The sequence below is a fragment of the Acidovorax sp. LjRoot66 genome (genome assembly GCF_964253305.1).
Lineage (GTDB): Bacteria > Pseudomonadota > Gammaproteobacteria > Burkholderiales > Burkholderiaceae_C > Acidovorax.
The window spans coordinates 5168305-5189017 of the sequence record NZ_CAXUQU020000001.1 but is presented as its reverse complement, the minus strand read 5'-3'; the positions used below and the strand labels follow the sequence as shown (position 1 = coordinate 5189017).

General features: G+C 68.9%; 19 protein-coding genes. 4 read left to right on the top strand and 15 right to left on the bottom strand.

Translation table 11 applies throughout. The annotated features are described in order from the left end of the window. Nucleotides 1–66: 66 nt before the first annotated feature. The 7 genes from moeA to ACSQ3Y_RS24420 form a co-directional block, all read right to left on the bottom strand. The gene (moeA, locus tag ACSQ3Y_RS24450; RefSeq protein ID WP_057269572.1) at nucleotides 67–1356 is read right to left on the bottom strand and encodes a molybdopterin molybdotransferase MoeA; all 1290 of its coding nucleotides are present in this window, start codon (nucleotides 1354–1356) and stop codon (nucleotides 67–69) included. Next, nucleotides 1353–1994, bottom strand: a complete 642-nt coding sequence (mobA, locus tag ACSQ3Y_RS24445; RefSeq protein ID WP_057269571.1) for a molybdenum cofactor guanylyltransferase MobA — start codon at nucleotides 1992–1994, stop codon at nucleotides 1353–1355. The genes moeA and mobA overlap by 4 nt, the downstream gene beginning before the upstream one ends. Nucleotides 1995–2049: 55 nt before the next feature. Then, complete coding sequence (gene moaA, locus ACSQ3Y_RS24440; RefSeq protein ID WP_057269672.1) at nucleotides 2050–3186, bottom strand: GTP 3',8-cyclase MoaA; 1137 nt, start codon at nucleotides 3184–3186, stop codon at nucleotides 2050–2052. A gap of 63 nt (nucleotides 3187–3249) precedes the next feature. Then, nucleotides 3250–4011, bottom strand: coding sequence for an SDR family oxidoreductase (locus tag ACSQ3Y_RS24435; protein WP_427999921.1), 762 nt, complete (start codon nucleotides 4009–4011; stop codon nucleotides 3250–3252). A gap of 61 nt (nucleotides 4012–4072) precedes the next feature. Further along, on the bottom strand, nucleotides 4073–4660 hold the full coding sequence (locus ACSQ3Y_RS24430; protein WP_436179171.1) for a DUF2889 domain-containing protein: 588 nt from the start codon (nucleotides 4658–4660) through the stop codon (nucleotides 4073–4075). 51 nt (nucleotides 4661–4711) lie between these two features. Further along, the gene (locus tag ACSQ3Y_RS24425; RefSeq protein WP_057205750.1) at nucleotides 4712–6145 is read right to left on the bottom strand and encodes an aldehyde dehydrogenase family protein; all 1434 of its coding nucleotides are present in this window, start codon (nucleotides 6143–6145) and stop codon (nucleotides 4712–4714) included. Nucleotides 6146–6237: 92 nt separating this feature from the next. Continuing rightward, nucleotides 6238–6942, bottom strand: a complete 705-nt coding sequence (locus ACSQ3Y_RS24420) for a Crp/Fnr family transcriptional regulator (RefSeq protein ID WP_436179170.1) — start codon at nucleotides 6940–6942, stop codon at nucleotides 6238–6240. A gap of 100 nt (nucleotides 6943–7042) precedes the next feature. On the opposite strand from ACSQ3Y_RS24420, the gene ACSQ3Y_RS24415 reads away from it, so the two are divergent. Continuing rightward, a complete protein-coding gene (locus ACSQ3Y_RS24415; RefSeq protein WP_057205755.1) occupies nucleotides 7043–7570 on the top strand; it encodes a DUF962 domain-containing protein in 528 nt (175 codons plus the stop codon). 115 nt (nucleotides 7571–7685) lie between these two features. Beyond that, entirely contained in the window at nucleotides 7686–8561 is an 876-nt protein-coding gene (locus tag ACSQ3Y_RS24410; protein WP_436179169.1) for a bile acid:sodium symporter family protein, read from the top strand. Here the strand turns inward: ACSQ3Y_RS24410 and ACSQ3Y_RS24405 are convergent. The 6 genes from ACSQ3Y_RS24405 to ACSQ3Y_RS24380 form a co-directional block, all read right to left on the bottom strand. After that, complete coding sequence (locus ACSQ3Y_RS24405; protein ID WP_436179168.1) at nucleotides 8556–10847, bottom strand: DUF1631 family protein; 2292 nt, start codon at nucleotides 10845–10847, stop codon at nucleotides 8556–8558. The genes ACSQ3Y_RS24410 and ACSQ3Y_RS24405 overlap by 6 nt on opposite strands. A 65-nt stretch (nucleotides 10848–10912) precedes the next feature. Then, nucleotides 10913–12079 (bottom strand): ABC transporter permease, encoded by a 1167-nt coding sequence (locus ACSQ3Y_RS24400; RefSeq protein WP_436179167.1) that lies wholly within the window; start codon nucleotides 12077–12079, stop codon nucleotides 10913–10915. Beyond that, nucleotides 12079–13254 (bottom strand): ABC transporter permease, encoded by a 1176-nt coding sequence (locus ACSQ3Y_RS24395; protein WP_436179166.1) that lies wholly within the window; start codon nucleotides 13252–13254, stop codon nucleotides 12079–12081. The genes ACSQ3Y_RS24400 and ACSQ3Y_RS24395 overlap by 1 nt, the downstream gene beginning before the upstream one ends. 46 nt (nucleotides 13255–13300) lie before the next feature. Then, nucleotides 13301–14323 (bottom strand): HlyD family secretion protein, encoded by a 1023-nt coding sequence (locus ACSQ3Y_RS24390; RefSeq protein ID WP_436179165.1) that lies wholly within the window; start codon nucleotides 14321–14323, stop codon nucleotides 13301–13303. Nucleotides 14324–14325: 2 nt separating this feature from the next. Continuing rightward, nucleotides 14326–15777, bottom strand: a complete 1452-nt coding sequence (locus tag ACSQ3Y_RS24385) for a TolC family protein (protein ID WP_436179164.1) — start codon at nucleotides 15775–15777, stop codon at nucleotides 14326–14328. Nucleotides 15778–15799: 22 nt separating this feature from the next. After that, on the bottom strand, nucleotides 15800–16621 hold the full coding sequence (locus ACSQ3Y_RS24380) for a metal-dependent hydrolase (RefSeq protein WP_436179163.1): 822 nt from the start codon (nucleotides 16619–16621) through the stop codon (nucleotides 15800–15802). A gap of 117 nt (nucleotides 16622–16738) precedes the next feature. On the opposite strand from ACSQ3Y_RS24380, the gene ACSQ3Y_RS24375 reads away from it, so the two are divergent. After that, on the top strand, nucleotides 16739–17344 hold the full coding sequence (locus tag ACSQ3Y_RS24375) for a TetR/AcrR family transcriptional regulator (RefSeq protein ID WP_436179162.1): 606 nt from the start codon (nucleotides 16739–16741) through the stop codon (nucleotides 17342–17344). 7 nt (nucleotides 17345–17351) lie between these two features. Here ACSQ3Y_RS24375 and ACSQ3Y_RS24370 read toward each other — a convergent pair whose 3' ends face one another. After that, a complete protein-coding gene (locus ACSQ3Y_RS24370) occupies nucleotides 17352–17738 on the bottom strand; it encodes a VOC family protein (protein ID WP_057205772.1) in 387 nt (128 codons plus the stop codon). 79 nt (nucleotides 17739–17817) lie between these two features. Next, on the bottom strand, nucleotides 17818–19893 hold the full coding sequence (locus tag ACSQ3Y_RS24365) for a sodium-translocating pyrophosphatase (protein WP_179681242.1): 2076 nt from the start codon (nucleotides 19891–19893) through the stop codon (nucleotides 17818–17820). Between the two features lie 276 nt (nucleotides 19894–20169). On the opposite strand from ACSQ3Y_RS24365, the gene ppa reads away from it, so the two are divergent. Next, on the top strand, nucleotides 20170–20712 hold the full coding sequence (gene ppa, locus ACSQ3Y_RS24360) for an inorganic diphosphatase (protein WP_057205776.1): 543 nt from the start codon (nucleotides 20170–20172) through the stop codon (nucleotides 20710–20712). Nucleotide 20713 lies beyond the last annotated feature (1 nt).

The following is a 20713-nucleotide window of genomic DNA, read 5'->3' as shown; positions in this document are numbered from 1 at the left end:
GGGGTGTTCAGTGCAGCGTAGTCCGCGTTGCCGCAGGCGTTGGGAAGTCCATGCCGCACCTGCGTGTCAGATCACGCCGTCAAAGACCATGACGTCCACGGGTTCGCCCACGGCCACGTCGCCCTGGCCGTGGTGCAGCACGATGAGGCCGTTGGCCTGCACCATGGAGCTGAGCACGCCCGAGCCCTGGTTGCCGGTGGTGCAGACCTGCAGGCTGCCATCGGGGGCCGTGCTCACGGTGCCGCGCTGGTACTCGGTGCGGCCGGGTTTCTTGCGCAGGGCCTCGGTGCTGGTGGCGCGCATGAGGGGGGCGGGCGCATGGGTGCTGCCCATCATGCGCAGCAGGGCCGGGCGCACGAAGGCCAGGAAGGTGACCATCACCGCCACCGGGTTGCCGGGCAGGCCGAACAGCACGGCGCCGCGGCCATCGGGCGTACCACTGGCCAAACGCCCCACGGCCATGGGGCGGCCGGGGCGCATGGCGATGCGCCAGAAGGCCACGTCGCCCAGTTGTTTCATCATGGTGCGCGTGTGGTCGGCCTCGCCCACGCTCACGCCGCCGCTGGTGACGATGGCATCGGCCTGCTGCGCCGCCTGGCGAAAGGCCGCCTCCAGCAGGGCGGGCTCGTCGCGCACCACACCGAGGTCGATCACCTCCACGCCCAGGCGCGTGAGCAGGCCGAACACGGTGTAGCGGTTGCTGTCGTACACCGCCCCTTCGCGCGGGGGCTCGCCCAGGCTCAGGATCTCGTCGCCGGTGGAAAAGTAGGCTACGCGCAGGCGGCGGTGCACCGTGACGGTGGGCAGGCCCAGGCTGGCCACCAGGCCCAGTGCGGCCGGCGTGAGCAGCTCGCCCTGCGCCAATGCCACGCTGCCCTGCATCAGGTCCTCACCTTTGAAGCGGCGGTTGTCGCCCAGGCGCAGCACATCGGCGGCGATGGTTATGGAGCCGTCCGCGCCGGTGGTGGTGAACTCCTGCGGCACCACCGTATCGAGGCCCGGCGGCATGATGGCCCCGGTCATGATCTTCACGCACTCGCCCGTGGCCACCGTGCCTGCCCAGGCCTTGCCGGCCAGGGCCGTGCCCACGGGGCGCAGCGTGAGCGGCTGGCCCGGCACGAGTTGGGTGCCGGCCAGCGCATAGCCATCCATGGCCGAGTTGTCGTGCGGCGGCACGCTCACAGGCGAGACGACGTCGCTGGCCAGCACGCGCCCCAGCGCATCGAAGATGCCAATGGTTTCGGTGCCCTGCACCGGCTGCACCAGGCGCGCGAGGAAGGCATTGGCATCGGCAACGCTCAGGGCCTTGGGATCGTAGCCCTGCAGTTCGGCGGCAATCTGGGCAAGGGTCTTCATGGGCGGTCGGATGGTGTGCCGGCCTCCAGCGCGTGCAGCTCGGCCAGGGTGTTGGCGTTGAAGAAGGCCTGCGGGTCGTCGCCCGGCGCGTTGAAAGGCACGATGGCGCAGGCATGCTGGCCGGTCCACGCATCGATCTTGCGGCCGCCGGCCTGGGTGAAGGCCACCAGGCTTTCGAGCAGGTCCACGCGCAGCAGGCAGAACACGGGCTGGGGGCGCACGGCCAGCTGGCCGCTGCCATCGTCCTCGGGGGCGGCGGCCATGGCGATGTCGGCACCCGCTTCGTCGGCCGCTGCGGCCAGGCGCGCCGCCAGGTCCAGCGGGAACAGGGGGGTGTCGCAGGGCACGGTCAGCATCCACGGGGTTTCGCAGCGCTCCAGCCCGGTCATGAAGCCGGCCAGTGGGCCGGCATAGTCAGCCAGCACGTCGGGCCACACCGGCGCGCCGAATGATTCGTAGGCTGCCAGGTTGCGGTTGGCGTTGACCATGGTGGCGCCGGTCTGCATCTGCAGCCGCATCAGCGTGTGCAGCGCCAGCGGCATGCCGCGAAAGCCCTGCAGGCCCTTGTCGACCCCGCCCATGCGGGAGCCGCGGCCCCCGGCCAGCACGAGGCCGGTGATGTCCTGGATGTCGATCATGGAGAGGGGTGGCCCGGTGTGCGTTGAAGAAAAAGAAAGGGCAGCAGCGCCTGCATCACCCGCCGATATAGCTCATCTCCACCCGGCGCGGCCCGGGCGTGGCATCCGCAGGCAGGCTGCTGCGCAGCTCCGAGTAGCGGTCGCTGCGGTTTTGCCAGATGGGGGCGATGGCCGAGGCGATGGCCTCGTCGCTCGCGCCGCCGCGCAGCAAGCTGCGCAGGTCATGGCCCTGGGTGGCGAACAGGCACAGGTACAGCTGGCCTTCGGTGGACAGGCGTGCGCGGTTGCAGTCGTGGCAAAAGGCCTGGGTCACGCTGCTGATGACGCCGATCTCGCCCAGCGCTGGGTCGTGCCGGCCGCTGGCATCGGCATAGCCCCAGCGCTCGGCGGTCTCGCCGGGGCTGGCGGGATCGAGCGGCACCAGCGGCAGGTGGGCGCGCAGGCGCTCGATGAGTTCGGCCGAAGGCAGCACTTCGTCCATGCGCCAGCCGTTGGTGGCCCCCACATCCATGTACTCGATGAAGCGCAGCGTGGTGCCCGTGCCGCGAAAGTGCCGCGCCATGGGCAGGATCTCGTGGTCGTTGGTGCCGCGCTTGACGACCATGTTGACCTTGATGTGCGACAGGCCCGCCGCATGGGCCGCCTCGATGCCTGCGAGCACGTCGGCCACCGGAAAGTCCACGTCGTTCATGCGCCGGAACACCGTGTCGTCCAGGCCGTCGAGGCTCACGGTCACGCGGTTCAGGCCCGCGTCCTTGAGCGCTCGGGCCTTGCGCACCAGCAGCGACCCGTTGGTGGTGAGCGTGAGGTCGGGGGGCGTGCCATCCACCGTGCGCAGCGCGGCCAGTTGCGCCACCAGGGCTTCGAGGTTCTTGCGCAGCAGGGGCTCGCCCCCCGTGAGGCGTATCTTGCGCACGCCGTGGGCCAGGAACAGCCGGGCCAGGCGCGTGATCTCCTCGAAGCTGAGCAACGCGCTGTGGGGCAGGTAGGGGTAGTCCTTGTCGAACACCTCCTTGGGCATGCAGTAGCTGCAGCGGAAGTTGCAGCGGTCCGTCACGCTGATGCGCAGGTCGCGCAAGGGACGCCCGCGTGTGTCCACCAGATGCCCCGTTGGAGCTTGTGCATGCAGCGGCACCACCGCCCGGAGGGCGGCGCTGCGCTGGTCCACCAGGGGGATCACACGTTCGGCCATGGGGGCATTTTGCCGCAGTTGCTGCATTGGGGATGCGGCCTCCCAACTTGCCCTTGTGGGGGCTTAGACGCAGCGGCCGCCGTCTACCTCGATGCACACGCCATTGATGAAGGACGCTTCATCACTGGCAAGGTAGAGCGCGGCGTTGGCCACGTCGAGCGCGGTGGAAAAGCGCCCCAGCGGGATGGTGGCCAGGAACTTGGCGCGGCGCGCATCGTCCACCGGGCCGCCCGCGAACTCGGCGGCCAGGCCGGTGTCGGGGTTGAACACGGGGTTGATGCAGTTCACGCGGATGTTGTCGGGGCCGAGCTCGGCCGCCATGGACTTGCTGGTGATGATCACGGCGCCCTTGGAGCCGTTGTACCAGGTCAGGCCTGGGCGTGGGCGCAGGCCGGCCGTGGAGGCGATGTTGATGATGCTGCCGCCTCCCACCTTGCGCAGCACCGGCACGGCGTGGATGGCCGAGAGGTAGATGCTCTTCATGTTGATGGCATAGACCTTGTCGAACTCGTCCTCGCTCACCTCCAGCATGGGGCGGTTGCGGTGCGTCCAGCCGGCGTTGTTGACCATCACGTCGAGCTGGCCGTACAGGCGCACGGCCTCATCGACCAGGGCCTTGACCTGGGCCGAATTCGTCACGTCGGCCTTGAAGAAGGCGGCCGTGCCGCCGGCCGCGGTGATCTCGGCCACCACGCGCTGGCCGCCGGCTTCGTTGATGTCGTTGACGATGACCTTGGCGCCCTCGGCCGCCAGGCGCTTGGCGATGCCTTCGCCAATGCCGTTGCCGGCGCCGGTGACGATGACGGACTTGTTCTGTGCACGCATGGAGTGTCTCCCTGTCTTTGGAAAATGGGGCGGTAAAAAATAAGGTGTGGAACTGCTGTGGTCAGCGTTCGGCGGGCGGTGCCGCCGTGTCGGGTTTGCTGATTGCAGCGGGCACGCGGCCGTAGAACTGCGGAAAGTGCTCCTTCACGCCGTTGCCGTCGAAGGCCCAGCCCGTGCACTGGTTCAGGTGGCGCGGCGGGTCGCCATTGGCAGGCGGTGCGAACACGGCGGTGACGGACTGGAAGGCGGCGGTGGCCAGGTTGAACAGCAGCTCGCGCAGGTGGGTGCAGCTGGCCACGCCACCCAGGTGCTTCTGGATGGCCTGGCGCCAGCCGCGGGTCATGCTGCAGCCCACCATCTGCTGCAGCGCGGCCTGGGCCAGCGGGCAGTCCTTGAGCGGGTGGGCATCCATGGCCACGTCGATGGCCTGCACCACGAGCTGGCGGTCCACCGTGACGCGCAGCAGCATGTGGTGGATGGGCTCGCCCGCGCGGCGCACGCCCTCGCCACGGTGCACCGGTGCATCGTAGGCCTTGCTGTCGTGCAGCTCGCCTTCGATGTCCCACAGGCCGTCGTCGCGTTCATAGCCCTGGTAGGTCACGTGCCGGACATGCCGGGCGGTGCGGGGGGCGGGGGGGCTCAGGGGCATGGAAAGAGGTCTTGCGCAAATCGGTGCCCGCCAGGTCGGCGAGCGCCGCAATCAACCGTGCTTGATCGCCACGGTCTTGAGGGTGGTGAAGCCGTACAGCGCCTCGAAGCCCTTTTCGCGGCCATAGCCGCTGGACTTCACGCCGCCGAATGGCAGCTCCACGCCGCCGCCGGCGCCGTAGTTGTTGATGAACACCTGGCCGCTGTGCACGCGCTTGGCCATGCGGAACTGGCGCGAGCCATCGCGCGTCCAGATGCCGGCCACCAGGCCGAACTGCGTGGCATTGGCCAGCTCCACCGCATGGTCCTCGTCCTGGAAGGCCATGGCCGAGAGCACGGGGCCGAAGACTTCCTCCTGCGCCAGGCGGTGCTGCACCGGCACATCCCGCAGCAGCGTGGGGGCCTGGTAGAAGCCGCCTTCGGGCGACTCGTCCACCACCACGCCCTGGGCCACCATGGGGATGCCAGCGACTTGCGCGTCAGACAGAAAGTCCCACACGCGCTGCTGCTGGGTCTGGCGGATCAGCGGGCCCACATCGAGGTCCATGGCCGCGGGGCCCACGCGCAGCTGTTCAAAGGCCTTGCCCAGGCGTTCGAGCAGCGGTTCGTAGATCAGCGAGTCGATCAGCACGCGCGAGCCGGCGCTGCAGGTCTGGCCCGCGTTCTGCACGATGGCGTTGATCACCACGGGCACGGCAGCGTCCAGGTCGGCATCGGCAAAGATGATCTGCGGGCTCTTGCCGCCGAGCTCCAGCGTCACCGGGCAGTGGCGCTCGGCCGCCACCTGCTGGATCAGCGTGCCGATCTTGGGGCTGCCGGTGAAGCTGATGTGGTCGATGCCCGGGTGGCGCGCCAGCGCGTCGCCCACCTCGTGGCCGTAGCCCGTGACGATGTTCAGCGCGCCGGACGGAAAGCCCACCTCGGCCGCCAGCTGCGCCACGCGGATCAGCGACAGGCAGGCGTCCTCGGCCGGCTTGACCACGCAGACGTTGCCGGCCGCCAGGGCACCGCCCACGCTGCGGCCAAAGATCTGCATCGGGTAGTTCCAGGGGATCACATGGCCCGTCACCCCATGCGGCTCGCGCCAGGTGAGCACGCTGTAGCCGTCCAGGTAGGGCAGGGTCTCGCCATGCAGCTTGTCGCAGGCGCCGGCATAGAACTCGAAGTAGCGGGCCAGCGCCAGCGTGTCGGCGCGGGCCTGCTTGGTGGGCTTGCCGCAGTCGCGCTGCTCCAGCGCCGTGAGCTCGTCGGCATGCTCGAGCACCTTGGCCGACAGGCGCTGCAGCAGGCGGCCCCGGTCGGCCGGTGCCATGCGCTGCCACACTGCGTTGTAGCACTGGCGCGCCGCATGCACCGCCGCGTCGATGTCATCGGCGTTGCTGCGCTGGATCTCGTCGAAGGGCTGGCCGTCGGACGGGTCGATCACGGCAAGCGTGCGGCCCGACGAGGACGGAACAGAGGCGTTGGCGATGTAGTTCAGTTGCATGCCGCCATTTTGCCCGGAAATGCAAAGTGTTCTTAGTATTTTGCTCCCAAATGCACTTGGGTGATAACCCGTATGTGCTGGGTGCTATTGATTCAGTAGCAAGTGGCGCGCAGGGCCGCCAGGTCCAGGATCTCCACCTCGCCGCGGTGCACGCGCACCAGGGCGCGGCTCTCCAGCTCCTTGAGGATCTGGTTCGTGGTCTGGCGCGAGATGGCCAGCATCAGCGACAGCTGCTCCTGCGATATGCCGATTACCCGGCGCGACTGGCCCTCGGCCGTCCACTGGCCATAGCCCTCGGCCATCATCACCAGGCGGCGCGCCAGGCGCTGGCCGGCGGGCAGCAGGGCCAGTTCCTCGATGGCCACGAAGGCGGTGCGCAGCTTGTCGGTGAGCAAGAGGGCCAGCGCATGCCAGTGCTGCGGGTGGGCGGTGAGCCAGGCCTGCAGGGGCTCGTGCGGTATCTGCAGCAGGGTGCTGGCTTCGGCCGCGTGGGCATCGTGCGTGCGGGCCGAATTGTCGAACACCGAGATCTCGCCGAACCAGTGCGGGGGCTCCAGCCGCGTGAGCATGGCGGCGCGCGCTTCGTCGGCGCGCCCGCCGGTGCCCGAGATGCTGATCGCGCCGCGCACCACGGCATACAGCCCGCAGGGTGCATCGCCACGCAGAAAGAGCACCTCGCCCGGCGCCAGCTGGCGCAAGTGGGCCATGGCCAGCAGGGGCTGGGCGAAGTCGGGCGGCAGGTGGGCAAACCAGCGGCCGGACTGGAGCACGGGAAGGTAGGCGGCAGGGTCGGTCATGCAGTCGGGGAAGGCAGGGTTTGTGTCGGCTCCCCGACAGACGGGGGGCGGGCGCCGCACGAGTATGGATGCTGCTCACAACAACAACCAGGAGACACCCATGAAAACCCTGATCGACCACCTGGCCCAGTACGCCGACTACCACCGCGACCCGCGCAACATCCACACCCATTTCGTGGGGGTGCCGATGATCATGTTCGCCGTGGTGATCCTGCTCTCGCGCCCCGTCTGGCTGCTGGGTGGTGTGCCTGTGGGGCCGGCGCTGGTGGCAGCCATCGCGGCCAGTGTTTTCTACTTCCGTCTCGACACGCGCTTCGGCCTGGTGATGGCCGCGCTGCAGGCCGCCATGCTGGCCGGCGGCCAATGGCTGGCGCTGCAAGGCACCACGCTGTGGCTGGCCACGGGCCTGGGCCTGTTCGCCGTGGGCTGGGTGATCCAGTTCGTGGGCCACTACTACGAGGGCCGCAAGCCCGCCTTCGTGGACGACCTGGCAGGCCTGATCGTGGGGCCGCTCTTCGTGGTGGCCGAGTTGGGCTTTCTGATGGGCCTGCGCAAGGAAGTGCAGCACGCCATCGAGCAGCGTAGCGGCCCGGTGCGCCTGCGCACGGGCCCAACTGCAGCGGCCTGAACCGGCGCATCTCCCCCTCTCTCCTCGTTCATCGACTTTTGTCCACGGCACCGCATGGCGGTGCCGTGGGCTTTGCCACAGGAGCGCGGCCAGCCCCTGGCCGCGTGAGCGCACCATGAGTTTCATTTTCATCCTGCCCACGCTGCTGTTCATTGCGCTGGGCCTCGTCATGTTCGGCCTGGGCCTGTCGCTCACCGTGGCGGACTTCAAGCGCCTGCTGCAGTACCCGCGCGCCGTGGTGCTGGCCCTGGTGCTCCAGGTGCTGGTGCTGCCCGCGGCCTGCTACGGCCTCATCGTGCTGCTGGGCGTGCCGCCGCTGTATGCCGTGGGGCTGATGCTGCTGGCGGCCTCGCCAGGCGGCGTGTCGGCCAACCTGTTCAGCCACCTGTTCGGCGGCAACGTGGCGATGAACATCTCGCTCACGGCCATCAACACGGTGCTGTCCATTGTGAGCCTGCCGCTCATCACCAACTGGGCCATCGCCACCTTCGCCAAAACGGGCCAGGTGGTGCCGCTGCAGTTCGGCAAGGTGCTTGAGGTGATCGTGATCGTGCTCATCCCTGTGGTCGTGGGCATGTGGGTGCACCGGCGCGCTCCGGCCTTCAGCGCGCGCATGGAAAAGCCGATGAAGCTCTTCAGCGCCGTGGTGCTCGCGTCGTTCGCGCTGATTGCCATTGCCAAGGAATGGGCGGCGCTGTCGTCCTCGTTTGCCGACATCGGCCCGGCCGTGCTGCTGTTCAATGCCCTGAGCCTCTGCGCGGGCTACTTCCTGCCGCGCGCTCTGGGCATGGACAAGTCCATGGCCACGGCCATCGGCTTCGAGATCGGCATCCACAACTCCACGCTGGCGATCTTCATCGCGCTGTCGGTGCTCAACAACTTCCAGCTCGCGCTGCCAGCCGCCATCTACTCGGTCAGCATGTACATCATGGCGCCGCTGTTCGGCATGCTGGTGCTGCGCAGGCCGGGGCAGAACACCCCGGGCTCATAACCTGCTTTCCACGCTGTTGCGCATGGCGGCCTGCGCCACGGCGTCCAGGGCGACATCCACCACGGGCTGCTGGCTGAGCACCTGCAGGCTGCCTTGCTGGATGCACCGGTCGAGCAGCCGCAGCGTCATCGATTGGGTGCGCCCGGAGGCGTTGGTGAAGAGGAAGAAGGTGCCCTGCGAGCCGACCCAGGACAGCTGGGTGCGCTCCCACTGGCCTGCCACCAGCAGGTTCACCCAACTGCCGACGGCCAGCGCAGGCCGGGTGGGCCCATCCACCGGCGTGGGTGCGGGCGGGGGCTCCAGGGCCCCGGGCTGGGACGGCTGCAAGTCGTCCATGAAGCCGGAATCCTGGGCTTCCGATGGCGCAAGCCACGGCTCCTCGTCCTCTTGCGTGAGCAGGGTTGGCGCCGGCTGCCCTGCAGGCTTCGGCCCGCCCTGGAAGGCCTGCTGGTGCAATTGCATCAACTGCTCGAAGACGGCTTCGGTCCTGTCAGCGGGGTAGTCGATCAATGCGAGGCCCTCGCGCAGCCGGGACAGCAGTTGAGGGATCAGGCGCGCGAGCTCACCGGTGTTCGTGCGGGTCAGTTCGGGCTGCGCGCTCCAGACCAGGGCGCCCACCAGCTCCTGGTAGCGGCCCGGGTCGGCGCTGCCGGTCCTGTCGGTCAGGCGCGCCTGGGCCATGACCTGGGCCCAGGGGCCGAGCAGGAAGTGGGCAATCTCGCCGGGGATGCTGTCGATCTGCGGCAGCAAGCGGATCTCGCCGGACAACCTGGCCGCCAGTAGGTGGCGCTGCTCCGCGTGCTCCAGCGCCTCGATGGCGCGCAGGCGCTCCTGTTCGCGCACCTGCTCGCCGTCTGCCCATTGCGCGTGCAACTGCTGGCGGACCTGCTCGAAGTCATCTGCCCCTTCGATGGTGGCCGAGGCCAGCGGGCCGGCAATGTCCATGAGGGAGCGCATGAATCGCTTGAAGCCGGGTGCCTCGGCCCCGTTGAAGGCCATGCTGTGGTCGGTGATGTCCTGCAGCAGGCGGCGCGCGGGGTGCTCCTTGTTGCTGAAGAATCGGGGGTCGGCCACCGCCAGCTGCATCAGGGCGGGTTCCAGGGCGCGCACGAACTGCTGCACAGGCCACAGCAGCCGGCTGTCGCGCGCGATGTTGTCCACCATCAGCGCGACCACCTCCATGCCCAGGGCGTCCCCCAGCCCTGCGGCGCGCCGCTGCCCTGGGCCGTCGCCCGGCTGGACGCGCTGGCTGCCCAGGCGCTCCATCATCTGGCCGACCTGGTTCATCTCCTGCAGCGCTTCGAAGGCGGCGGGCACGGTCATGGCGAAATCCGTGGCGGGCGGGTCGATCTGGGGAAGCTGTACCGGGCTGTCGAACTCGCGTGCAAAACGTTCGGCGAAGGGTTCATTGTCCGGCGCGGCCGCCGGGGACTGCTGCGGCGCGGGTTGCTCACTGAACTCGCCGAGCAGCAGGCGGCGCAGCCGGTCGAGCGTGAGCAGCGGGTCGCCGGAGCCTGCCGGTACCAGCATGTCCGTTTCGGCGCCGAAGCCGGGAGAGGTTTCGCCATTGCTTGGGGCAACGTACACATACTCGCCGTCGGCCTGGCGCATGGCGTAGCCCACGGGCCGCACACCGCCTTGCTTGAGCAGATCGATCTGCGCGAGGTAGAGGCCCTTGAGCTCCGTGCCCAGGGCCTTGGCCATGTGCGCCATCCAGTCGTTTCGCACCTGCGCGGTGGCCTGCATCTGCGACACCACGGCCTGCAGTGCCTGCAGGAAGACTTCCGGGCGCAGGGGGTTGTGCTCGGGCTGCACCCTCGGCAGTCCCTGTGCTGCGCACACCAGGGCGTCGAGGTCGGCCAGCGGCCCCTCCACGGCAGAAGCCAGCACCTGCCTGGCGCGGGCGCGCTCGACGCTTTCGGTGATCTGCGACTCGTCCATCAGTTCGAGCTGGTCGAAATGGATGGTGAACAGGGAGCGCGAGGGCTTTTCCTCCCCTGGCGCGGTGGTCTGCTGTTCAAGCGCCTTGCGCAGCGCGCCAGGGTAGCGCTCGCCCATCACGGAGGTGAGCCGCATCAGCTGCTGCTGCGCTTCGAGCATGCCCTGGTGCTCGCCCGGGGTGCGGGCCTGGTCCTGGCGCAGTTGCAAAGACATGCGCGTCGCCTCGGCGACGCGCTCCATCAGGTGCCTGGAATCCGCCAGCACGCCATCGACGATGCGCTGGTAGTGCGAGGCGTTGCCATCGCGGGGAGCATGGTCAGGCGGTGCGGAGTGTTTCAAGGCCATCTTTTCTGGGAGTACCGGAATGCCTGTGATGGTACGCGGGGTTGCAGCCCGGGTGATGAAGTTCCTCAGGCAGAAGGGCCGGGTACTGGCCGGGGCCTTGTCCAAGCCAGCAGCGCCACCGTGCACCCTGCAGATAGCGCCACCAGCGCACACAGCTGGGGCAAGGCCGCCGCGAGGGGCGCGCCCAGCTGGTTCAGGCGCAGCGAGGCCTGCACGCCCGAGGTGCTGGGCAGCAGCCAGCGCAGCCACTGCAGCGGCTCGGGCAGGGCCTCCACGGGCCACGAGAAGCCGGCCACGAAGGCGATCGGCAGGGTGGTGAACAGCAGCACCTGCAGTGCGCGCTCGCGGTTGCCCACCCACAGGCCGATCAGCGCGCCCAGGGCCGCGATGGCGGGCACATAGCAGGCCAGCAGCGCCAGGGCACCCAGCGGGTTGCCGCCGCGCGGGTAGTCGTGCAGCACAAAAATCCAGCCGAAGTAGAACAGGCCGCTGACCCAGCCCAGCGTGCACAGCGCCAGCAGCCGGCCCAGCCAGGTGCGGGCGCGGGCGCGGTGCCGGCCGGCCTCCACCCAGGTGCCGGTGAGCATGGCCGCACCCATGAGCAGCGTCTGCTGCAGGATCAGCAGGGCCACGGCGGGCACGACGAAGCTGCCGTAGCCTTCGGTGGGGTTGAACAGCGCCACCATCTGCAGCTGCACCGGGTTGCGGCTGGCCGCGGCCTGCTGCGCGCTCTGGCCCGCAGCCTGCAGCTTGCGCATCTCGATGCCGGCAGACACGGTGCCCACGGCCTCCGCAAAGCCGTACTGCACGGCCTTGTTGAGCAGCGCATACGCGCCATTGCCTTCGACGCGGACCAGGGCCTCCTCGCCGCGCACCACGCTGCGCTTGAGGTGGGCGGGGATCAGCGCATAGCCCTCCACCTCGCCGCGCCACAGCGCTTCCTGCGCCTCGCGTTCGCTGGCGGTCACCAGGCGCACCTCGATGCGCGGGTCGGCCTCGGCAAAGCGCGTGATCTGTCGCGACAGGCTGCTGCGGTCCATGTCCACCACGGCCACGGGCACACGGGTGAGCACCTCGTCGGCATAGAACCAGGGGTAGAAGAAGCCATAGAGCACGGGCGCGGCCACGAGCAGCAGCAGCACGCCCTTGTCGCGGCAGATGGTGGCCAGTGCCTGGAGCCAGGCGCTCAACAGGTTCGCAGGCTCGGCTAAGGTGTCATGTCGTGCGTCCATCACCTTCCTCCCCAGCTATCGGGCTTGCGCCGTGCCAGTTGCAGGGCGAGCGTGCAAACCAGCAGCAGCACGGCAGTGGCCGCCATCAGCGCCGCCACGGTGGAAACACTGGTGCGCAGCGGTGCGCCCATCTGCAACTGCTCGATTTGCAGGCGGATGTAGTGGGTGTAGGGCATGGCCTCGGCCCAGGCGCGTGCGCTGGCCGGCATGCCCGCCAGCGGAAAGGCCACGCCGCTGAATGCAAACGCCGGTGCCGCGAAGAAGCCGGCGCCCGACAGTGCCGTGCGCAGCGAGCGCGTGATGCCCGCCAGCGCCGCACCGGCGGCCACCGACACGGCCATCAACAGCGCCAGCCCCGCAGCCACCCAGGCCAGGTTGCCCGGCGGGTGCCAGCCGCGCCCCCAGGTGATGCCTGTCAGCGCCAGCAGCGCCACCAGTGTCAGCGAGGCCCAGGGCAGGGCCAGCTTGCCCACCAGGGCCGCACCCGTGCGCAGCACCCCACCACCCGCACCGAGCCATTCGCCCAGCGTGCGGTCGCGCAGCTCGCGGCCCACGGCCCAGGCGCCGGCCGTCATGGCCAGGATGTGCAGCAGCGCCGGGATCAGCGCCGCGCCCAGAAACTGCTCGTAGTTGGTGGACACGTTGAACAGCGCCAGCAATTGCGTGTGGATGGGCTCCATGTTCACGCGCACGGCCTGGGCCGGCTCGCCGCGCTTGTTGCGCGCGGCCATCTCGATGCCGGCCGACAGCGTGCCCACCACGGCGCGCACGTCGCGCTGCAGCACGCCCGAATGCGTGCCCAGTTGCGCGTTGTGCAGCAGCGTGACCTGGGCTGTGCGGCCCTGCTTCACGGTGCGCGAAAAGTCGCGCGGAATGGTGACGACGGCGTAGACGTCCACGCTGCGCAGCGCGCGCTCGGCCTCGGCTGTGTTGGTGTAGTGCTGCACCACCTGCAGGCCGGGCGTGGCGTCGAGCATGCGCACCACCTGGCGCGACAGGGCCGAGTGGTCGTCGTCCAGCACGCCCACGGGCAGGTGGCGCGGCAGGCCGGCCGAGAAGATCCAGCCCATGAGCAGCACCGCCAGCAGCGGCACCCAGGTGACCATGGCCAGGTCCCAGGGGCTGGCAAGCAGGCGCCGCGCCTCGCGGCGAAAGCTGTGGGCCAGGGTGCTCATGGCGCGGTGGCGGTCACGGGGCGGTGGTTGGGCGTTGCGCGCCCGCTCATTGCACCAGCACCGTCATGCCGGGGCGGGCGCCTTCGATGGGGGTGGCCGGGCGTGCGCGCACTTCGAAGGTGCGCACGTCGAAGCCCTGGCCGGCGCGCGTGGCGCGCCAGGTGGCGAAGTCGGGCAGGGCGGCCGTGTGGTAGACCTTGAAGCGCACGGGCTTGCCGGCGCTGCCGAGGGCCGGCAGCGTGGCCTCGAACTCCTGGCCGATGGCAAAGCGCTGCAGGCGGTCTTCGCGCACGTTCAGCGCCACCCACTGGTCGGCCAGGTCCACCACCGTGACCACGGCCACGCCCTGGGGCGACAGCTCGCCCGTGCGGGCCAGCACCTTGGCCACTTCGCCGGCCACGGGGCTCTTGAGCTCGGTCTCTGCCTGGGCGGCCTTGACCTCGGCGACCACACCGGCCACCTGGCGCGCCTGGGCGCTGGCGGCAGACCGGTCCTCGGGCCGGGCGCCGGCACGGGCCAGCTCGTACTGGGCCTTGGCGGCCAGGGCCTGGTCGCGCGCGGCCTTGTGGTTGGCCTCGGCCTCGTCGCGCTTCTGTGCGGCCACCAGGCCTTCGCGGGCCAGGCCGTCCACCCGGCGGTAGGACGATTCGGCCAGGTCGGCCGCCGTCACGGCGCGCTGCCAGGCCAGGCGGGCCATCTCCACCTCCTGCGGACGCGCGCCGTGCGCGGCCTTGTCGGCCACGGCCTGGGCGGCCTCCTGGGCGGCGGTGGCCTGGGCCAGCTTGGCCTGCACCTCGGGGCTGTTCATGCGGATCAGCGGGGCGCCCACGGCGATCTGGTCGCCTTCCTTGACCAGGATCTGCGCGATGCGCGCCGTGACCTTGGGGGCGATGTCGGCCTCGCGGGCCTCCATCTGGCCCTGGAACACCTCGGGGGCTGGCTGAGAGGCCTTCCACAGGCCGAAACCGACGAAGCCGCCCACGGCCACCAGGGCCACGGCGCCCAGCACCGCAGCCTTCCTGCTGCCCTTGCCACTGCTGTTTGCGTTGTTCTTGTTGCTGTCGCTCATGTTCATTCCACCTTCACATCGGCGCGTGCCATGTATTTGCCAAATTCATCGGAGAGGCCGCAGCTTTCGAGCAGCTCGGCCAGGGCCTTCACGTAGTCGTGGGCGGCCTGGGCCCGTTCGGTCTGCGCCTTGGCCTGGTTGACCTGGGCGTCGATCAGGTCCAGCGTGGTGCTCGTGCCTGCGCGCAGGCCCGAGGTGCGCAGGCGCAGCACCTCGTCGGCCACCTCCAGGCCGGGCTGCAGCCCGAAATAGGCGCGCCGCGCCTGCTCCAGCGCCTGCCAGCGCTTTTCCACCAGCAGGGCGATGTCGTTCTGCGCCTGGGCGCCGCTGCGCTCGGCCTGCTCGATCTGGCGCGAGGACGATGCGGCCAGCGCATCGCGGTCGATGGAGTCCCACAGCGTGAAGCGCACGCCGATGCCGGCCACCCAGTCGGCATCCCTGCCGCTCTTGAGCTGGCGCTGGCCGAAGGCGAAGACTTGCGGCTTGCGCAAAGCCTCCTGCGCCGCGTGCAGTTGCTCGGCCTGGTCCTTCTTCGCGGCCACCTTGGCCAGGCCCGGGTGGCGCTGCAGCGCGGCATCGACGAAGTGGGGCAGGGGCTCCACTGGCTGGCCGAGCACGAAGAGCGGGCTGGTGGGCGCCACGCGCTCGGTGGCCTTCACCGTGCGGGTCAGGGCGGTGGCGGCCAGATCGGCATCGTCGCGGGCCTTGCGCGCATTGCGGCGCGCCTCCTCCAGCGCGGCACGGGCCTGCAGGCGCTCCACGCGGGCGATCACGCCAGCGTCCAGCATCTTCTGCGCGGCGGCGTCGTGCTGCTCGATGGTGGCCAGGGCCGACTCGCGCAGCCGGGCCGCCTGCTCGGCGAGCTGGGCGCCGAAGTAGCGCTGCACCAGCACCGTGGTGACCTCGTGGCCGGTCTTGTCGGCATCGGCCTGCACCTCGGCGGCCTGTGCCTCCACCAGGCCGCGCGCGGCGTCGCTGGCACCGCCCATGTAGATCGGCCAGATGCCCGAGACCGAGGTGCTGGTGTCCGTCTTGTGGCGGTTCAGCGTGTAGCTGGCCGGCAGGTGCGGCAACTGGGCCAGCGAGCCCGCCAGCTGCGGCGGCAACTGCTGCAGCACGCCCGGCAGGGCCTGGTTCACGGGGTTGAGGTCGAGGTCCAGGTTGGCGTTGTAGGCGTACGCGGCGCCGCTGAGCGAGACCACCGGGCCGCCCAGCCGCGCCAGTGCCTGGCGGCGCAGCTGCGCGCTTTCCACCGCGTTGCGCGATGCGGCGAGCTGGTCGGAGCGTGCCGTGAGCTGCTCCAGTGCGGCCTGGAATGCCATGGGCTCAGCCTGGACTGGCAGCTGCATGGCGAGTGCGGCCAGCAGGGCGGCGGCCCGCAGTGAAGAAATACGCAGGCAAGGGAGGGGCTGGCCGGCCGCCGCATGCGGCCGGTGAGAGGGGCTCTGGGTCATGGTCTAAGGGGTGTGTTCGTGCTCAGCGTGCGCCCACGGGGATGTAGGCCTCGCGGTGGTCTGCCAGCCAGCGCTCGGAGAGGTCGCTGCCCTGCTGGCTGGGGTGGAAATCGCGCCGCAGGTAGTCGCGCCAGGGACGCCAGGTCTCGCGCACCAGGCCTCCCTGGCCGAACAGGGTGCGCGTCGCGCTGGCCCAGGTGCGCCAGCGCCACAGCGTGCCATCGCGGCGCAGGTTGCCCACGGTCTGGCGCAGCACGTCGCCCAGGAACACCAGGGTGATGCGCCGGAACCAGGTGATGCGCCAGGCATGGTCGCCGTCCAGCGCCTGGTAGATGTCGAAAGCCGTGCTCTTGTGCTCGGCCTCTTCGGCGCAGTGCCATTGCCACATCGTGGCAAGGCGCGGGTCGGCGCCCGCGAGGACCTCTGGGTGGCCCAGCAGCCAATCGGCCAGCAAGGCGGTGAAGTGCTCGTTGGCGGCGGTCACGGCCAGCGGGTGGCGCGGGTCGGCGCCCTCGAAGAGCTTCATGCGCTCGGCGGCACGCGGGCCCCATATGTTGACCAGGCCCTGCGTGTCGAGGTGGCCGTTGAACAGCGCGTGGATGCGCCGGTGCGTGGCCTCCTGCCCGATGAAGCCGCGCACCTCTTCTGCGTACAGCGCCTGCCGGTCGGCGGGCAGGGCCTTGTGGCCATTGCGCACCGCGTCGATGAAGAACTGCTCGCCCACGGGAAAGCTCATGGACAGCGCATTGAAGAGCGCCGTGCGAAAGGCGTCACCACCGCACCAGTGCCGCGCAAAAGGGGCCTCCAGGTCGATGAGCAGGCGGCGGACGACAAGTTCGGTCATGGCGGGCTCCAAGGGATGAAAAGGGTTGGTACTGAATGGTACCAAGTGCATATGATGCGACCCGGGTGTGGTACTGTCAAGTACCTTTTCGGATCTTTCCTGGAACCGTTCGCCACCATGACCGAAGCCTCGACCACCGCCAGCCCGTCCACCGTACACCGCTCCCGCCTGCTGGAGGGCATGGCGCACGCCGTGGCCGTGCGCGGCTATGCCGACACCACCATCGCCGACATCGTGCGCGAGGCCAGCGTCTCGCGCCGCACCTTCTACGAGAACTTCGCCGACAAGGCCGAGTGCCTGATCGCGCTGTACGAGGTCGCCAGCGGCAACGCCATCACGGTGCTGCGCAACGCCATCGATCCGCACAGCGACTGGCAGGCCCAGGTGGAGCAGGCCATGGGTGCCTACTTCGGTGTGCTCGAGCGCAACCCGGTGCTGCTGCGCACGCTCTTCGTGGAGATGCTGGGCCTGGGTGCCCCTGGCCTGGCCGCACGCCGCCGCGCCAACCAGCAACTGGCCGACCTGATGCTCGACGTGGTGAACAACCGCCCGGGCGAGCGCCTGCGCAAGGCCCCGCTCCAGCCCATGATGGCCATGGCCGTGGTGGGCGGCATCAACGAGATGGTGCTGCAGTCCATCGAGCAGGGGCGCGCCAACGACCTGCAGGAGCTGGTGGAGCCGGCCGCGATGCTGCTGCGCGCGGCGATCTCGGCGGAGTTCTGAGCGCTTCTCAGACCTCGTTGGCGATCTCGACCAGGTTCTCGTCCGGATCGTAGATATAGACCGAGCGCAGGCGGTGCTGTGCGCCCGTGGCGCCCACGGGCCCCTGCACCACGGCCACGCCCTCGGCGGCCAGATGCACAAGGACTTCGTCGAGCGGAGTGCGCGTGAGAAAACACAGGTCACCCGAGCCCGCCGTGGCGTGGCGCACGTTCGGGTCCACCACCGCGCCCACCTCGTGCAAGTTGATCTTCTGTTGGCCGAAATGCAGTGCGTAGCGCCCGGGCTTGAACTCGCGCGCCACCATGCCCAGCACGCGTTCGTAGAAGGCGATGGTGGCCGGGATGCTGGCGACGGTCAGGACCACATGGTCCAGCGATTGCACGGTGATGGGCATGGCAGTGCGGTGGGATGGCATGGAAAAAGAAAAGGCCCGCCGAAGCGGGCCGTGGCTGCAAGGCGGATGCCGCAGCGTATCAGCTCCCGTGGAATCGCACCACCAGCGGCACGATCAGCAGCGCCACGATGTTGATGATCTTGATCAGCGGGTTGATGGCCGGGCCGGCCGTGTCCTTGTAGGGGTCGCCCACGGTGTCGCCGGTCACGGCGGCCTTGTGCGCCTCGCTGCCCTTGCCGCCGTGGTGGCCGTCCTCGATGTACTTCTTGGCATTGTCCCAGGCGCCGCCGCCCGTGCACATGGAGATGGCGACGAACAGCCCGGTGACGATGGTTCCCATGAGCAGGCCGCCGAGCGCCTTGGGCCCCAGGAGCAGGCCCACCACGATGGGCACCACCACGGGCAGCAGGCTGGGGATCACCATTTCCTTGATGGCGGCGGTGGTCAGCATGTCAACCGCCTTGCCGTACTCGGGCTTGCCCGTGCCGTCCATGATGCCGGGGATGGTGCTGAACTGGCGGCGCACCTCCACCACCACCGCACCGGCCGCGCGGCCCACGGCCTCCATGGCCATGGCGCCGAACAGGTAGGGGATCAGTCCGCCGATGAACAGGCCCACGATGACCAGCGGGTCCGACAGGTCGAAACTGATGGCCTTGCCGTAGCTTTCGAGCTTGTGCGTGTAGTCGGCAAACAGCACCAGGGCCGCCAAGCCCGCCGAGCCGATGGCATAGCCCTTGGTCACGGCCTTGGTGGTGTTGCCCACGGCGTCCAGCGGATCGGTGACGTCGCGCACGCTGCTGGGCAGCTCGGCCATCTCGGCAATGCCGCCGGCGTTGTCAGTGATGGGGCCGTAGGCGTCCAGTGCCACGACGATGCCCGCCATGCTCAGCATGGACGTGGCCGCCACGGCAATGCCGTAGAGCCCGGCGAGCTGGTAGGACGCGAGAATGGCCAGGCAGACGAAAAGCACCGGCCAGGCGGTGGAGCGCATCGAGACCCCGAGGCCGGCGATGATGTTGGTGCCGTGGCCGGTGGTGGAGGCCTGTGCGATGTGCTGCACGGGCGAATACTGCGTGCCGGTGTAGAACTCGGTGATCCAGACCAGCGCGGCCGTGAGCACCAGCCCCGTGGCGCAGGCGCCGAACAGGCGCATCTGGCTGCCGCTGGCGCGGATGGCGTTGTCCGGCATGATCCACATGGTGACGAAGTAGAACGCGATCAGCGACAGAATGCCCGCGATCGCCAGGCCCTTGTAGAGCGCGGGCATCACGTTCTTCATGCCCGGCGAGGCCTTCACAAAGAAGCAGCCGATGATGGACGCCACGATGGACACGGCGCCCAGCGCCAGCGGGTACACCGCGGCGTTGACCGGCGCGGCCACCACCATCAGCGCGCCCAGCACCATGGTGGCGATCAGCGTCACGGCATAGGTTTCGAACAGGTCGGCCGCCATGCCGGCGCAGTCGCCCACGTTGTCGCCCACGTTGTCGGCGATCACGGCGGGGTTGCGCGGGTCGTCCTCAGGGATGCCGGCCTCCACCTTGCCCACCAGATCGGCGCCCACGTCGGCGCCCTTGGTGAAGATGCCGCCGCCCAAGCGCGCAAAGATCGAGATCAGCGAGGAGCCGAAGGCAAAGCCGATCAGCGGGTTGAGGGCCTCGGCCAGCATGGGCCCCGAGGTGATGCCCCGTGACAGCGCCCAGTAAAAGCCCGTGACGCCCAAGAGGCCCAGGCCCACCACCAGCATGCCGGTGATGGCGCCGCCGCGAAACGCGACGTCCAGCGCGGGGCCAATGCCTTGCGTGGCCGCCTGCGCGGTGCGCACGTTGGCGCGCACCGAAACGTTCATGCCGATGAAACCGCAGGCGCCCGAGAGAAAGGCCCCCAGCACGAAGCCGAGCGCGGAGGTCAGGTCCAGAAAGGCGCCGATGAGAATCGCCAGCACCACGCCGACGATGGCGATGGTCTTGTACTGGCGGGCCAGGTACGCCGCAGCACCTGCCTGTATGGCGGCGGCAATCTCCTGCATGCGCGCGTTGCCCGCATCCTTGGCAAGAATCCACCCACGGGCCCAGATGCCGTAGGCCACCGCAATCAATCCGCAAACCACTGCCAGTATCAGAGGGGACGTCAGCGCTGAGTTGTCAGCCATGCATTTCTCCTTGGTTTTTTCAGTTGCACGGAAGGAAACACAACGCAGGTCGGTGGTGCTTCCGCTGCGTTGCTTCCTCGTGCTCCTGTGGGGAGAACCTGCTCAAAATCGGGAGCAGCTTCTCAAGGAGTCGATTGGCCAACAGGCCCAATTTACAGGCAAACGCCGGTTTGCAAGCGGGCAGAAAGGGGCATGCGCCTAAAATCAGGGTTAATCCCGACGCTCTTGGTCCTGACCGGGCTCGCGGGTTATCGTTTCAAACCACACTCCACAGACATGTCCCTGAACCACGTACCCCCTGGCAAGAACGCCCCTGACGCTTTCAACGTCGTCATCGAGATCCCGATGAACGCCGACCCGATCAAGTACGAAGTGGACAAGGAATCGGGCGCGATCTTCGTGGACCGCTTCATGACCACGGCCATGCACTACCCCACCAACTACGGCTATGTGCCGCAGACGCTGTCGGGCGACGGCGACCCGGTGGACGTGCTGGTGATCACTCCCTACCCGCTGTTCCCCGGCGTGGTCGTGCCCTGCCGCCCCATCGGCATCCTGATGATGGAAGACGAAGCCGGCGTGGACGGCAAGGTGCTGGCCGTGCCCACCGACAAGGTGCTGCCCATCTACACCCACTGGCAGAAGGTGGAAGACGTGAACCCGATGCGCCTGAAGGCCATCAGCCACTTCTTCGAGCACTACAAGGACCTGGAAGCCGGCAAGTGGGTCAAGGTGCTGGGCTGGGAAGGCCTGGACGCCGCCAAGAAGGAAATCATGGACGGCATCGCCAGCTTCAAGGCCAAGAACAGCCAGGCCTGAG

Excerpts from the sequence above, each read along its gene's own strand:
- moeA (WP_057269572.1), bottom strand. The coding sequence starts at position 1,356 with ATGAAGACCCTTGCCCAGATTGCCGCCGAACTGCAGGGCTACGATCCC.
- mobA (WP_057269571.1), bottom strand. The coding sequence starts at position 1,994 with ATGATCGACATCCAGGACATCACCGGCCTCGTGCTGGCCGGGGGCCGC.
- moaA (WP_057269672.1), bottom strand. The coding sequence starts at position 3,186 with ATGGCCGAACGTGTGATCCCCCTGGTGGACCAGCGCAGCGCCGCCCTC.
- ACSQ3Y_RS24435 (WP_427999921.1), bottom strand. The coding sequence starts at position 4,011 with ATGCGTGCACAGAACAAGTCCGTCATCGTCACCGGCGCCGGCAACGGC.
- ACSQ3Y_RS24430 (WP_436179171.1), bottom strand. The coding sequence starts at position 4,660 with ATGCCCCTGAGCCCCCCCGCCCCCCGCACCGCCCGGCATGTCCGGCAC.
- ACSQ3Y_RS24425 (WP_057205750.1), bottom strand. The coding sequence starts at position 6,145 with ATGCAACTGAACTACATCGCCAACGCCTCTGTTCCGTCCTCGTCGGGC.
- ACSQ3Y_RS24420 (WP_436179170.1), bottom strand. The coding sequence starts at position 6,942 with ATGACCGACCCTGCCGCCTACCTTCCCGTGCTCCAGTCCGGCCGCTGG.
- ACSQ3Y_RS24415 (WP_057205755.1), top strand. The coding sequence starts at position 7,043 with ATGAAAACCCTGATCGACCACCTGGCCCAGTACGCCGACTACCACCGC.
- ACSQ3Y_RS24410 (WP_436179169.1), top strand. The coding sequence starts at position 7,686 with ATGAGTTTCATTTTCATCCTGCCCACGCTGCTGTTCATTGCGCTGGGC.
- ACSQ3Y_RS24405 (WP_436179168.1), bottom strand. The coding sequence starts at position 10,847 with ATGGCCTTGAAACACTCCGCACCGCCTGACCATGCTCCCCGCGATGGC.
- ACSQ3Y_RS24400 (WP_436179167.1), bottom strand. The coding sequence starts at position 12,079 with ATGGACGCACGACATGACACCTTAGCCGAGCCTGCGAACCTGTTGAGC.
- ACSQ3Y_RS24395 (WP_436179166.1), bottom strand. The coding sequence starts at position 13,254 with ATGAGCACCCTGGCCCACAGCTTTCGCCGCGAGGCGCGGCGCCTGCTT.
- ACSQ3Y_RS24390 (WP_436179165.1), bottom strand. The coding sequence starts at position 14,323 with ATGAGCGACAGCAACAAGAACAACGCAAACAGCAGTGGCAAGGGCAGC.
- ACSQ3Y_RS24385 (WP_436179164.1), bottom strand. The coding sequence starts at position 15,777 with ATGACCCAGAGCCCCTCTCACCGGCCGCATGCGGCGGCCGGCCAGCCC.
- ACSQ3Y_RS24380 (WP_436179163.1), bottom strand. The coding sequence starts at position 16,621 with ATGACCGAACTTGTCGTCCGCCGCCTGCTCATCGACCTGGAGGCCCCT.
- ACSQ3Y_RS24375 (WP_436179162.1), top strand. The coding sequence starts at position 16,739 with ATGACCGAAGCCTCGACCACCGCCAGCCCGTCCACCGTACACCGCTCC.
- ACSQ3Y_RS24370 (WP_057205772.1), bottom strand. The coding sequence starts at position 17,738 with ATGCCCATCACCGTGCAATCGCTGGACCATGTGGTCCTGACCGTCGCC.
- ACSQ3Y_RS24365 (WP_179681242.1), bottom strand. The coding sequence starts at position 19,893 with ATGGCTGACAACTCAGCGCTGACGTCCCCTCTGATACTGGCAGTGGTT.
- ppa (WP_057205776.1), top strand. The coding sequence starts at position 20,170 with ATGTCCCTGAACCACGTACCCCCTGGCAAGAACGCCCCTGACGCTTTC.